The sequence below is a fragment of the Hymenobacter sp. BT491 genome, from assembly GCF_014349165.1.
In the GTDB taxonomy this organism is placed as follows: Bacteria; Bacteroidota; Bacteroidia; order Cytophagales; family Hymenobacteraceae; genus Hymenobacter; species Hymenobacter jejuensis.
Genome location: NZ_JACSJJ010000011.1, coordinates 1 through 13,764 on the forward strand (window position 1 = coordinate 1; position 13,764 = coordinate 13,764).

The 13,764-nt window shown below is 54.7% G+C and carries 8 protein-coding genes; 3 read left to right on the plus strand and 5 right to left on the minus strand.

What is annotated here, in order from left to right; all coding sequences use genetic code 11:
• Nucleotides 1–276: 276 nt before the first annotated feature.
• The 5 genes from H9I52_RS22275 to H9I52_RS22295 form a co-directional block, all read right to left on the minus strand.
• Nucleotides 277–1,554: a M16 family metallopeptidase gene (locus H9I52_RS22275; RefSeq protein WP_187455708.1), complete on the minus strand. Its 1,278-nt coding sequence runs from the start codon at nt 1,552–1,554 to the stop codon at nt 277–279.
• Between the two features lie 5 nt (nt 1,555–1,559).
• On the minus strand, nt 1,560–2,774 hold the full coding sequence (porV, locus tag H9I52_RS22280; protein WP_187455709.1) for a type IX secretion system outer membrane channel protein PorV: 1,215 nt from the start codon (nt 2,772–2,774) through the stop codon (nt 1,560–1,562).
• A gap of 57 nt (nt 2,775–2,831) precedes the next feature.
• On the minus strand, nt 2,832–6,797 hold the full coding sequence (gene porU, locus H9I52_RS22285) for a type IX secretion system sortase PorU (RefSeq protein WP_187455710.1): 3,966 nt from the start codon (nt 6,795–6,797) through the stop codon (nt 2,832–2,834).
• 130 nt (nt 6,798–6,927) lie between these two features.
• Nucleotides 6,928–7,617 (minus strand): CDP-alcohol phosphatidyltransferase family protein, encoded by a 690-nt coding sequence (locus H9I52_RS22290; RefSeq protein WP_187455711.1) that lies wholly within the window; start codon nt 7,615–7,617, stop codon nt 6,928–6,930.
• Between the two features lie 22 nt (nt 7,618–7,639).
• Nucleotides 7,640–8,275: an MBL fold metallo-hydrolase gene (locus H9I52_RS22295; protein ID WP_187455712.1), complete on the minus strand. Its 636-nt coding sequence runs from the start codon at nt 8,273–8,275 to the stop codon at nt 7,640–7,642.
• A 124-nt stretch (nt 8,276–8,399) separates the two neighbouring features.
• Between H9I52_RS22295 and H9I52_RS22300 the strand changes: the two genes are divergently transcribed.
• From H9I52_RS22300 to H9I52_RS22310, 3 genes are all read left to right on the plus strand, one after another.
• Nucleotides 8,400–9,497, plus strand: a complete 1,098-nt coding sequence (locus H9I52_RS22300) for an NAD(P)/FAD-dependent oxidoreductase (protein WP_187455713.1) — start codon at nt 8,400–8,402, stop codon at nt 9,495–9,497.
• Between the two features lie 21 nt (nt 9,498–9,518).
• A complete protein-coding gene (locus H9I52_RS22305; RefSeq protein WP_262386196.1) occupies nt 9,519–12,809 on the plus strand; it encodes a hypothetical protein in 3,291 nt (1,096 codons plus the stop codon).
• A gap of 234 nt (nt 12,810–13,043) precedes the next feature.
• Nucleotides 13,044–13,712, plus strand: a complete 669-nt coding sequence (locus tag H9I52_RS22310) for a heme exporter protein CcmB (RefSeq protein ID WP_222940614.1) — start codon at nt 13,044–13,046, stop codon at nt 13,710–13,712.
• Nucleotides 13,713–13,764: the final 52 nt, after the last annotated feature.

Consider the following 13,764-nt stretch of genomic DNA (forward strand, 5'->3'; position numbering starts at 1 on the left):
GCCCGCGGCCCCCGCCCCGGCGTCCCTGCCCCGCTTCGGGGTTCAGGCGATGCGGAGCGGGGGCCGCCCCGCGTTTATATGCCCTCCCACCTGACTATCTCTAGTATTATACCGCGTGATACAGGATGGGAAGAATATATCTAATCTAAGCAATATGACAGGTTGATCAATGATAAAGCATGATTGTACTTGCCATATTCTCATAGTAAAACAAAAAGCCGGATTGATCTATATCAGATCAATCCGGCTTTTTGTTTATAGATATATGTAGCCAATCTAACGAGTAGGTCCTGCAATGACTTCTATCATAGCATCAGGAGTTAAATAATGCTGCGCTAATTGTTGTAAAGTGTGAGCGTTAACAGATCTAATTTGATCCAAAAAGTCAGTGTAATAGGTTGTGGGAAGATTTAGAAACACTATGCTTTTGTACTTGTCGCATTGCTCGAAAACTGTACTGAGTTCATTAGCAAATTTGCCGGCCATGTAATTCTTTACCGTTTGAAGCTCATCGGAAGGAATTAGATCTTCTTGAAGTCGACGTAATTCATGGTGCACTTCCTGAATTGCAGAAGAGGTGCTAGCCGCGTTCACATCGGCTCCGATGACAAAGCTAGTAGCATGTTCACGCGGCCCTATACTGGCATATATACCATAAGTAAACCCTTTATCCTCGCGAATATTCTTCATAAGACGTGAGCCAAAGTACCCTCCTAATACCTTAACTAATACTTGCATTTGGTGAGTGTCAGAATGGGTAGGGGATGGCCACAGCCTTCCTATTCGCAACGATGACTGTAAGCTATCGGCTACGGTAACATAATCCAGTAATGGTCCACTGGTGGCTTTAATTACGTTTTCTTCTATAGCTATTAAACTTTTCGGGCCTTCCCCAAGCATCTTCAGTATGAGATCTTGGTGTTGATTAGATACATCGCCACATAAGAAAATCTCGCAACTACCTAATTTATAATTAGTTGCGTAAAATTTCTTTACCTCGCTTGCCTGCACTGTCTGAAATGCATTTTCATCAAAGATGAGGCCGTAGGGGAAAGTAGCACCGTAGAGGTTTTGTGAAAACCGCTCCGCAGCTAAATAGCTAGTTTTCTGTCGCTCGATACGCACGTTTTGAATGGTGCGCATTTTAAGTTGTTCGAGCTCACTTTCTGGAAAAGTTGCTTCAGTTACAACGTCAACTACGAGAGGTAGCAGCTTCTCCAGATGGCGTGAAAGGCAATACAGTGTTAGAGTAGCCCGATCAAAACCTTGTTCGCATTCTAAAGAGGCTCCATAGAAAGCGACTTCATCGGCAATTTGACGGGCTGTGCGGGTGCTGGTTCCTTCGAGTAGCATACGGGCTGTCAGGAGAGACACACCAGCAGCAGGCTCATACCATTTGCCTGCATTAAACACCAATTGCAAACGGATAACAGGCTGAGCATCGTTGCGAAGAACGTGCAAACGGGCTCCGTTAGGAAGTGAAAACACGTCAGCCGCGGGCAGCGTAACGCTGGCCAGCGGCTGAACGGGAGGAGCGACTTGTCGGTCGAGCATAAAAACTAGTTAGTTGACGGGGTGGTATCGCCACCAGGACCAAATGCTTCTTCAAGCTTGTTGAAGTTAAAGTGCAAAGACACGCGAATGGTTTGTCCCAATGGGTTTTGAGTGTTGTCCTTGTTGTTAGGCAATAGGTAAGCACCATCTACGCCAAATACCTGATAACGAACACCTAAGCCGAAACTGAGGTATTGGCGGGCACCTTTCATTGGATTTTCGTAGAAATAGCCGACACGAGCCATGATCAGATCGTTGTAAGAATACTCCGCGCCGACCGAAAGATTGATTTCTTTCATCTCCTCGCTGAAGCCACCTGGCGCATCTGAAAACGAGCCGAGTGCTGCTGCAACTACACCTTTCTGACGGCGCTTTAGATTCTCGGTCTGGATTTTCTTGCCTAGGCCGGTAGTGTCGCCATCTATATAATAAGGTGTCGGCACCAGTAGTTTACTGGCGTCGGCCGTCAAGGTGATCTTATTATATGGATCAAGCTCACGGGTGATGGCTGCCCCTACCTTTAAGGTTGTTGGCAGAAAGTCCGCTTGCGTTGGGTCTGTGTAGGTAATCTTATTGCCTATGTTGCTAACTGAAGCGCCAAGCCCTAAGTTGTAGTTGCCGGCCCCAATGGAGAGGTCCCGGTTGTAATAAGCGCCCAAGTCTACTGCTGCGGCATTGCCGGGCTTGCTGTCGATGCCGGCCAAGCCACCAGTGAGGTTGGATCGGATGTAGCGAGCTGATGCGCCGATACCAAAATATTCGCTCAGCTTTTGACCGTACGATACGGTGAAGGCATATTCCTTTGGGTTGAAATCACCTAAAGGCTGATTCGACGAGTTGCGGAAGGAAATGTTACCCAAGTCGAAATACATCAGCGACGCCGAAACGGCCGAGCGTTGTCCAAGCTTAGCGTAGCCCGACAAAAAGGCCAAACCCATATCGTCGGTTACGGCGCGAAGCCACGGAGAATACGAAGGCGAAACGCTGTACTTATAGGGTACAAAGCCCAATTTGCCTGCGTTATAAAACGCCGAATTGGCATCCGGCGAAATAGCTACGCCGGCTTCGCCTAATGCCCCGGAACGCGAATCTGGACTGAGCGTGAGAATAGGAACGGCGGTGGTGATGGCATTGATGCGCTGCTGCGCATGAGTTGCCACAGAAATCCCCAGTAGGCCAGACAGAAGCGCAAAACGCAAGGGCAGCTTCGATAAAATCATAGTTGAGAAGAAGGTAGTTCGGGAAGGTAGGCGAAAATGCCGTTAGGTTGAATGGGCTTAGTTTAATATGACCAGTTTTTCGTATTTCGAAGCCGTAGAGCCGTCGCGCGGAGAACGTACGCTCACTCGGTACACATACACGCCGCGGGCCAGTTGATCGCTAAATTCATCGCGGCCATCCCAAGAGAGGGCCGCCAGATGCGAGTTGCTGGCCATAACCGTTGTGCTCAACGTGCGGACAAGTTTGCCAGATACGGTAAAAATCTGCACTTGGACGTCGAGCTCTTCGCCGTCGCGGTTGTGGTCAAAATGAAAGGTCGTATTTCGGGAAAACGGGTTGGGATAATTGAGCACATGCTGCAACGCCAGTTTTTCGGTGCGGGCCGCAATAAACTCAATTTCCTTCTCGGCTGAATTGTTGAAGGTATCCCACGCTTTGAGGCGAAGCAAATGCGGACCCGTGGAGAGGTCTTTGAACAGATACCGCACGCGGCCCCGCTGAAACTTGTCGACGTCGGCCGTATAAAAATCATTGAGGACGATGAGCTTCGAGGCGTCGTTGTCGAGCGTAGCCGTGATCTCGTGCCCGATGCCCGAGCCGGCTGTGTTAATGCCGCTGGAATCGGCTAGGATTCCCAGCATAGTCGTGCTAGTGCTCGTCAGGCCGCCAAAGACGAACGACTCATCGTCGTTCATAAACAGGCGAATGACCGGCGGGATTGTATCGCGCAAGGTCGAAGTGCTGGCGCTGCCAACCGGCACCGCCGAAGCACCATGTGCATCCATGCGGCTGGTAGGATCGAAAGCGTAAAGGCTGATTTTGCCCAACCCCACGCTATAGTTGAGGTCTTTGGGTACGACAAACTCTACCTGAAACCGACCGTTACGCACGGTGGCTTGGCCGTCGTAAATAATATTTTCCTGTACCTGAATCGGGATGCGGCCATTATTAGGCAACGTCGAAGGCTCGTTGCCCAGCGTGGTGACGGTAGAAGGCTTCTCATACACAGTGAGTTGCGTTACACCAGAAAACCCGGCATTGGTCGTGGCCCCGTTGCGAATCTCGCCAGTGAGCTTTATCCGCGACAAAGCCTTCAGCGTATCGTTTTGCGTGGCCGCTAGCGGTTTGCCGTTAAGTGTCAGAACAGCAGCCGTTTGCTCGGGGTAAGCTAGGCGCGTAGTCGGGTCGCCGAGCAGAGAAAAGTTACGGTTGCCTACCCCCACGATGCTGCCATTCTTCGCAATGGCTACCACATCGCCAAGGCGCGGCATTTTCCCGTTGATAGGCGTGAATGCCGCGTCGTAAAAGCGGCGGCTCAGCAACTCGTTATTATTCGAGACAACCAAACGTGTCGTCGTCAGCAAGGCTACCGCGCCGCCCTGCGTCAGGGTTAGGGCTGATTCGCCGGCGGAAGTAAGCTCTGGGCTGTCGTAAACGCTAAAATCGCAAGTGGCTGTAAATAAGAAAGTTAGCTTTTGCTGGTTTTGCAGCCGTTCAATCGAGGCTTTGGAAAAAATCTGTTCATCAGCCCAAGCGATGGGACCACCATGACCATTATAAATCGTCATCAGCGAGCCTTGCTCAATGGCTTCGTCGATGGCGCGGTTGCAGTCGGGCGAGCGCTGCCCTGCCGACGACGAAACCTGCGGATACAGATCGAGATAAACCTTATGAATGTTGTACGCAGGCTGGCTAATCGCCAAAGGCTCGGTGAATTGTTCCGTCGACGAGGAAACGTGCAGGTTGTTATCACCGTCGTCGGCGATGAAGGTGAGGCGGTTGCGCCACTTGCCGTACGCGTTGGGGCTGTCGTACCCAATCATCTTATCAACCACCAAGGCCGCCTGCGTAGTGGAGCGCGGTTGGCCGCTAGGCGTATTGACGGGCAAGCGGCCCACACCAATGTCTAGGGCTTCGGCTTTCACAAAATCGCCTTCGGCCCACTCACCTTCGTCGTCGTCGAGTAGACCGTAATAGTCGTCAGATGAATACGTTATCTGCGATGAGAAAACGATTTTGAACGACTCACGCGACTCGTACACCGGCACAAAGTTCTGGTTGATCTTGTCTGGTTCGGGCGAGCTAGGAAACGGTACGCGCTCGGTGCGCCACCAGTCCGGAAACTTGGTAGCGTCGTTGGTCGGGTCGGATTTATAATCAAACGACGCGTCGCCGAACAGCAGCAGGAAGTTGCGTTTGCCAGCCGGAGCGCGGTCGTAGACCATTTTCATCAGGTCGCGGATGGCCGTCACGTCTTGGCCGCCGGAGCTGAACTCGTTGTAGACCTGCGTGGTCGTGACCACCTGCGCATTGAGTTTGTCGTGGGTGCGGCGGTGGGCGGCTAGGCGTTCGGCTTCGGCCTGAAACGGCGGATACGTCACAATTACCAAATCCAGCTTGCCGTCGGTGTTGAGCGCGTGCAAATTTTGATTGGCGACCCGCCCAAAGCCCCGCGGGATTTTGGTAATGTTGCCAGGCGTAAAGGCTACGAACTCGCGCACCGAATCCGTAACGGCGTTAAAGCTGCCGCCCGTGAGCGCATACGCCACCGGCCGGCGCGGATTGGTCACTTCCCACACTGTGGCTCCCGTTGCGTTGTCGAGCACAAACTGACTGACGGCACTGGCGCGCACGTTTTCGAAAGAGCGAAACTCGACTTGGCTGCCGCTCAGGCGCAAGGGCCGCAGCGCGTTCACCTCCAGATAGTCCAGCCAGCCTTCGGCATCAGAAGTGCCGTCGAAGGTCACTTTTACGCGCAGATCGGTGCCGGGAGAAGCAACAGGCGCCGGAAACGTCGTGATGCTTGTATTGGCCCGCTCAGGATATTGTCCGCCGCTCTTTTGTGCAACTGTTTGACTGCCAATTAGCTGTGAACCATTGAGAAATAGTCGGAAAGAAGTGCTGTTGACTGCCGAAGCCGCTACCGATGATGTGACCTGCACCGGGGTACCCGCCGCTACATCTGGCATTGCGAACGCGACCTCTTTGGACGCGCTGGGGTTTTGCTTGGGGCTCAGGTTTTCCCCCAGCCATTGCCGCCCCGATTTCAGCAGATTAACTAGGTCGTGCTCGTAAAACTGACGGTCGGTGAAGGTGGTGATGCGCGCCGTAGCCGCGCCACTGGGCGCCGGCGCCGTACCGACCCGGTGCGTGGACGCCGTGCTGCTCACCGACACGAAATAATAGGCCGTGTCGGTGTAGATATTTTGGATGTGGCGAAAGCGCGTGGCGTTGGGTTCGCGCTCCCAAGTGTGCGGGCCGCGCGCGTAAAATAGCACGTATTCGTCGTCGTCGAAGGTCGCGTTGTTGTTGCCCGAAACGAAGATGTCGTTCTCTACTAAGTCATCGGGGCGGCGGGTACTATTGGCTTGGGGCAGCATCCCAACGGCGTTGCCATAAATGCGCAGCCGCCGCGGGTCGAGCGTATTTACGTCGAGTCCAAGGCTGCGCAACGCGCTTTTATCGAGCTTATAAATTCCGCTTTCCGGCACCCCAATTTTATACCAAGTGCCTTGGCTGAGCACCGAATTATTGGCGTAATCGCGCTGTACGTCGCGGCGGGCCGTGTTACTGGAGCTGGCAGTAGAGTAGGCATAGTCGAAGGAAACCAACTTTTCCAGTTGCCCCGACTGTGCATTGCGGCGAACCGGCAGCAACGTGAGGTAGCTCACCGGCAGTTTCATCTCCGTGACCGTAGTAAGGCGAAGCCCCAGATCGGTGGGTAAAGTGCTGCCTTCTAGTAATTTACTGTCCAAGAGTGTAAATGGCTGATAGACAGTGTTTTGCAATTGGCCCTGCGCAACGGCGCCTTCCAGCCGCAACGAATATAGGCCTACCAACTGTCCGGGCTGAAAGCCGGCGCCCGAAAAGAACGGTACGCGCCGCGACTGCCCGTTGCTACCTACTATTTCGCTGTAGCCCTGCCACGTTATTTCGCCATGCGCCACCGATTGCGCCTGCGCCGACTGCAGGGCGCCCAGCACGGGCGCACAGAGCAACAGAAGCAGGTAAAAAAAACGCATAAAGGTATCTGTCAATACGTTGGAGCAGGGGCGGAAAGTGCGGGCTCAACACAGCTGACGAATGGGCAGTTCATCGGTCGTGTTACTTAACTAGCAAATCCGCTAAATATTGTGAATGCCGAATCGAAACTCATCCATAAGAAGGGCGCAACATCGATAGCACTACATAAAGCAGAATAATCACCGGAACCGCCGCCGCTTGCAGCACCACCAACAGCCCCAGCGCAAGCAATAAAAACACAAACCGAAGCGAATTGTCCTGCCAGCTTAAGTTCTTGAATTTAAGCGCAAAAAGCGGCAACTCCGCCACCAGCAAGCCAGACAAGAGCAGCGTCAGGGCAAGCAGCCCCCAAGGGTTAAGCACAATGTGCGAGAGGCCGTAGGTGTCGTGGGCCAAGATAACCGGCAGCGAAGCCACAACCAGCGTGCAGGCTGGCGTCGGCAACCCGATAAAAGAGTTCGTCTGGCGCGTGTCGTTGTTGAACTTGGCCAAGCGCAACGCCGAAAACACCGTGACAATAAAACCCGCATAGGGCAACCAAAACGGCAAATCTGCCGCGCTCAGGGCCAACAGATGAAACAAAAACGCGCCCGGCACCACCCCAAACGAGACCATATCGGCCAAGGAGTCGAGGTCTTTGCCGATGGGAGAGGAGGCACGCAACGCGCGGGCCAGCAGCCCGTCGGCAAAATCGAAGGCGGCGGCCAGCGCCACGAGGTAGGCAGCCAATTCTAGGTTGCCGGCGAAGATGTTGCGCACGGCTAGGCAGCCCGAAAACAAATTCAGGCAGGTTACCGCGTTGGGTACGTGATTTTTCATGGGGAGAAACGCGGGAACAGAACTAGCGCAGAAAAGGATTGGAGCGGCGTTCGGCGCCAATGGTCGTAGCCGGCCCGTGGCCGGGGTACACCGTCACCTCGTCGGGAAGTGTGAGCAGCTGCGTCCGGATGCTTTCCAGAAGTGTTGCGTGGTTGCCACCGGGCAAGTCAGTACGGCCGATGCTGTTTTGGAATAGTACGTCGCCTCCGATAACTGTCTTGCTATCAACATGATATAAAATTACGTGGCCAGGAGCATGGCCGGGCGTAAAGCGCACTTCTAACTCCGTTTCGCCAAAGTGGATCGGCTTGCCCGGCGTCAGGAAACTAGTGGGCTCGGCGGGCTGGTAGTTGGGGAAGCCGTAGCTGGGCGCGTAAGCCGGTACCGCGCGCAGCGTGCTCAGGTCGGCTTCGTGAATCAGGAAGGGTACCTTATAGGTATCGAGGATAAATTTATTGCCGAATACGTGGTCGATGTGGCAGTGCGTATTGAGCAGCAAAACCACTTGCAAACCTTCGGTTTCGATAAACTGCTTGAGCGCCTGCTGCTCGTCTTTGTCGTAGCAACCGGGATCGACGACGACGCACTGCCCAGTGGTATCGTGCAGCAGGTAAGTGTTTTCGGAAAAAGCGTTGAACGTAAAACCAGAAACGGTCATAAGAAGCGATAAAATGGAACCGGCGCAGGCCGAACGGAATTGGGAGGTAAGTTACGAGTCTTGACGTGAACGCACAGGCGCGCGGCGTAGGGCTTGGTGCTGGTTTTCCTCTTACTTTGCTCCAATGACGAGCTACGACTACTTTATACTGGGCCACGGCATTGCCGGCGCTACGCTGGCGTATGAGCTGCGGCGGCGTGGCCGGTCGGTGCTCGTGTTCGATGCGCAACGCCCCGACTCGGCCTCCAATGTGGCGGCGGGCCTGATGAATCCTGTTACGGGCCAACGGTTTTCGCTGGTTTGGAAAGCCGCGGAACTGCTGCCGGCAGCTGCGGCTTTTTACCGGGAACTGGAGCAGCACTTTGGGCAGCAGTTTTTCTTTGAGAAACCCATCCTAAAACTGTTCTCAACGGTGGCCGAGCAGAATTCCGTCATGGCCCGGAGCGCCGACAATCCGTGGGAAGATTTTGTGGAAGAAATCACTGCCGACCCGCCGTCGGCCGAAGGCGTGCGAATGGATTTTGGCGGCGTGCGCATCCGGCACGGCGGCCACGTAGCCGTGCGCGAATTGCTGGCGGCTTTGTCGGCCGAAGGCCAGCAGCAGGGTTGGCTGCGCGCCGAAACTTTTGATTGGGAGCAGCTTGTTGTAGACGCAACTGAAGTCACGTACGCCGGCGAAGTGCGCGCAAGCCATTTCATCTGTTGCGAAGGGGCTACAGCCGCTCGAAATCCCTATTTTAACTGGTTGCCCATCCGGCCCAATCCGGGCGAAGTGCTGGACGTGCAATGCAACGGTTTGACGGAGACAATGGTCTTGAACAAGGGCGCTTACGTAGTGCCTTTGGGCAACGGAAGCTTTCGCGTAGGCGCCACCTACCGCTGGCCTCCGTTCAAAGAAGGCATTACCGAAGAAGCCCGTGCCGAGCTGGTTCAGCGCTTGCGCCAGATCACTGATTTGCCCTTCGTGGTGACGGACCAACGGGCCGGGGTACGGCCCGCGGTGCAGGACCGAAAACCCCTGCTTGGCATGCATCCGGCAATGCCAAATGTGAGTATATTCAATGGCCTCGGCTCCAAGGGCATTATGGTGGCTCCGCTACTGGCAGCTCACTTCGCCAACGTGCTGGAAAACACCGAGAAAGAGCTGTGGCCTGAGGTCAATATTTTACGGTATTCTGCGTTGTACATAGCTGCCCGCTCGTCGGTCGGCATTTCTCTCTGAGGTTTCGCTTTCAGCGTTTTTATGAAGCACTTATCCTATTCTATGTTGCGCCGCATCGGACGTTTGGCCACGCCCGTTGCGCTGGTGCTTGGGTTGCTCCTGCCGGGGAGCAAGGCGCAAGCCCAAACGGCCCAAGAGCCGTTTGGCCGGGTGCGAATTCAGTACAAGGAGTTTAATTGGCAACTGCTTAGTACACAGAACTTTAACATTTATTACTACGCTGGCGGCGAAACCATCGCCCGCCGGGCCGCCGACTACGCCGAAAAGGAGCTCCAGCGCATTACCTCGCTGATCGGCTACTACCCTTATTCGAAGACCACCATCATGCTCTTTAACTCGGTGGGCGACCAGCGGCAGAGCAACGTGGGCCTCGATACGGACAAGTACCAAACGGGCGGCGAAACGGCTTTGCTGCGCATGAGCAAGGTGCAAATCGCGTTTCAGGGCCAGCAGACGCAGTTTAAGCGCGACCTGAGCTACCAAGTGACGCGCGTGCTGCTCAACGACATGATGTACGGCGGCTCGCTGAAGGAAGTCATCCAGAGCAGCTACCTGCTTCAGCTACCCGATTGGTTTATCGGGGGCGCTTCCAACTACGCCGCCGAAGGCTGGAGCGTGGAGATGGACGACTACATGCGCGACATGGTGAAGAAAAACGAAGGCACCCGCACGGCGCCGTTTTTCCTGCGCAATCCGCAGCTGGCGGGCCAAAGCATCTGGAACTACATTGCGGAGCGCTACGGCTACACCACCATTCAGAACATTCTGAACCTGACGCGCATCACGCGCGACGTGGAAGTAGGCATCAGCAGCTCGCTGAACGTGCCGTATAAAGTGTTTCTGAAAGACTGGCTGACCTACTACCGCCAGCTCAACGCACAGCCGCAAACGGCTTTTGTATTGCCGGAAGAGAAAACCGAGCTGACAGGCAGCAACCGCAAAAATATTCTGTATTCGCAGTCGGTGCTGAGCCCCAACGGCCAGCGCCTGGCTTACGTGTCCAATGAGCAGGGCCGCTACCGCGTGCTCGTTGCCAACCGCGACGGGTCGGGCAAGCACGTGATTGCTCGTGGCGGCTACAAAACGCCCGATCAGGAAGTAGAAAAGCGGTTGCCCGTACTGGCGTGGCGCGGCAATGGCCAAGTAGCCATCGCCGAATCGGAGCGAGGCGAGATGGCACTACATTTGCAATCGGCTGATGGTAATGTAGTTACGTTTTTGAGTAAAGTGCGCGAGATCTTCCCGTCGTTCAAGCGCAGCACGTCCATCTTCCAGCCCTTCTCCCAGATTCTGGACCTGAGCTATTCGTCGGATGGTAAGGCGTTGGTATTCAGTGGTGTACGTAACGGGCAGAATGACTTGTACTTGCTTCGGGCCGGTAGTCGCACGCCGGAAAAGCTGACCAACGATGTATTCGACGACGTGCAGCCCGTGTTCCTGCCCGGCGGCCAGGGTATTGTTTTCAGCTCCAACCGCTGGCTCGACTCGGCCGGCACGGCTAAAGGCAGCTTCGGCAGCGTTGTCAATAACTACGACCTGTTCCTGTATCACCTCGACGGTCGTACCCAACCCGTTGAATCCCTGGTAAGTACGATTTCCAACGAAGGCCGACCCCGTGCGATTTCCGACGATGAGTTTCTGTATTTGGGCGAAGAAAGCGGAGTGCGTAGCCTCTACCGCTACACCATCAGCACCAAGCAGCGCGCGCCGGTCAGCAGCTTTTTGAACAACATCGACGACTACGATTACAACGCTACCACCGGCGCACTCGGGTTTGTGGCTTCGGATCGGGCCCGCGATTTTGTGTACCTCTACCCCAACTTTGCGCTGGCGCAGAACATGCCCCTTTACAAAACGGCACGCCAGGAAACGCTAGAAGATCGGTCGCGGCCCAAGAAAGCCGCCGTACCCGCCCCTCCCGTGGTTCAACCCACCGACTCGACCGGGTTGAGCCAAAATCCGGCTCCGGCAGTCGCGGACAGCACCGCTGCTGCCCAACCGCCCCGCAAAACCGAGGAGCAGGTCAATACCAACGACTACAAGTTCGACGAGGATATTCCGGCTTCGCAGGCACCTTCTCGGCGCAAACGCTCGGCTACGGTAGTGGCGTTGCCAACGGCTGCGCCCACCGACGCGACGGGTACGCTTGGGCCGTTCCGCTACGATACGCGGTTCAGCGTTGATAACGTGGTGTCGTCGCTGTACGTCGATCCGTTGCTGGGCTTCGGTTTGATTGGGCAGGCCAACATGTCCGATCTGTTTGAAGATCACCGCATTAAGGCTGGGATTTTCGCGCTGACCGATCTGAAAACCAGCAACATCTTCGCCGAATACACCAACCTGCGCCACCGCTACGACTGGAGCATTGGGTATCAGAAACAAGCGTATTTCTTTGATACTGAGTCTAATGGCCGCGTACGCTACGGCCGCCATGAGGTATCGCCTACCATTGCTTATCCGCTCACGCACAACGTCAGCGTTCGGGTAGGGCCGCGTTTCGTCAACGTGACGCGCACCATGCTCAATTATTTTTCCGACACGCTCGACGTAAGCCGCAACTACTTGGGCGTAAGCGGTGAGTTGGTGTTCGACAACGCCATTGCCACCGGCGTAAACATGTTGGAAGGCACGCGCATGAAGGTCGGAGTGCAGCAGCTCAATAGCTTGGATGACAAGAACTTGTCATTTGGGAAGCTGTATGTCGACTTGCGGCATTACCAGAAGATTCACCGGCAGATTATTTGGGCCAATCGTGCCAGCTATGGCCAGTTTTTCGGGTCGGCAGCCCAAACGTTCCGCCTCGGCGGTATGGACAACTGGCTCAACAATCGCTACGAAGGCGCCCAGCGCGACCTCTACGATCCGTCGCGCATCGACCCGACACAGATCTTCTACCAACAGTTCGTGACGAACATGCGCGGCTTCAATTACAACAAGCGTACGGGGCCTAAGTATGTGCTGTTCAACTCGGAATTGCGCGTGCCGATCATCCAGTATCTCTCGCGTAAGCCCATCACGTCGGGCTTCTTCCGCAACCTGCAACTCACGGCTTTCGGCGACGCAGGCTCGGCGTACTCGGGTTCTAACCCGTTCAACGAGAATAATTCTTTTAACACGCAGGTAACCGGTGGCAACGGCAACGCTTTTACGGCTACCGTGGTCAACTTCCGCAACCCGCTGCTACTTGGTTATGGTGCCGGCATCCGCACAACGTTGCTGGGCTTCTACGGCAAAGCCGACATCGCCTGGGGCCAGGAAGACTATGTGCAGAGAGGGCCGAAATTTTACTTCTCCCTCGGTTACGACTTTTAGTAAGTAATTGATTAATAAATAGTTATGAAAAGGCCCGGAATATTCCGGGCCTTTTTGTTTTAGGCCTCGGCATGCCCAGCGCAGCTACTCACGAACTCCGGCCTGATACTGCCAGCGTCGAATAAGGCTAACTAGTAGCCAATACCGGGTCAGGTAACCAAGCCAACTCAACTAGCGGCTAACAACCAAACGCGTTGTATCTTTGCAGCCCCTTTCACTATCCGCTGCGCCGTGCTGCTCCTCCGTGAGATTTGGTATTTGATTCAGAAGGACTTCCGCTTGGAGTTGCGGCAGCGGGCGGCGCTTAGCGGCATGTTGCTTTATGTAGGCAGCACCGTATTTGTATGCTACCTGAGCTTTGCGCTTCGGGGTGGCCAGCTCCCGGCCCCAGCTTGGAATGCGCTGTTCTGGATTATCCTGCTCTTTACGGCCGTTAATGCGGTGGCCAAAGGATTTTTGCAGGAGAGCCGCGGACGGCAGCTCTACTACTATGCGCTGGTGCGCCCGCAGGCCGTGATTTTGGCTAAGATCAGCTATAACACCTTGCTGCTGTTGGGGTTAGCTCTGATCGGCTTTGGCGCTTACGCCTTGGTATTAGGCAACCCGGTGCAAGACCTGACCCTGTTTTTGGGCAACGTGATGCTTGGCGCGCTGGGTTTTGCCTCCACGCTTACGCTGGTTTCAGGCATCGCGTCAAAAGCCACGAACAGTAGCACTTTAATGGCCGTGCTCGGGTTTCCCATCATGATTCCGATGCTGTTGCTGCTCATCAAAGTATCCAAAAATGCACTGGACGGCCTGGAATTTCAATCCAGCAAAAGCTCCTTGCTGACGCTGGTTGCCCTGAACATGATCGTGGGAGCCGTTTCCTATCTGCTATTTCCTTTTTTGTGGCGCAGTTGATATCTTAACTGAAAGAGAAAACAGCGCTTAGATTGTTTACTATGAGGGATTT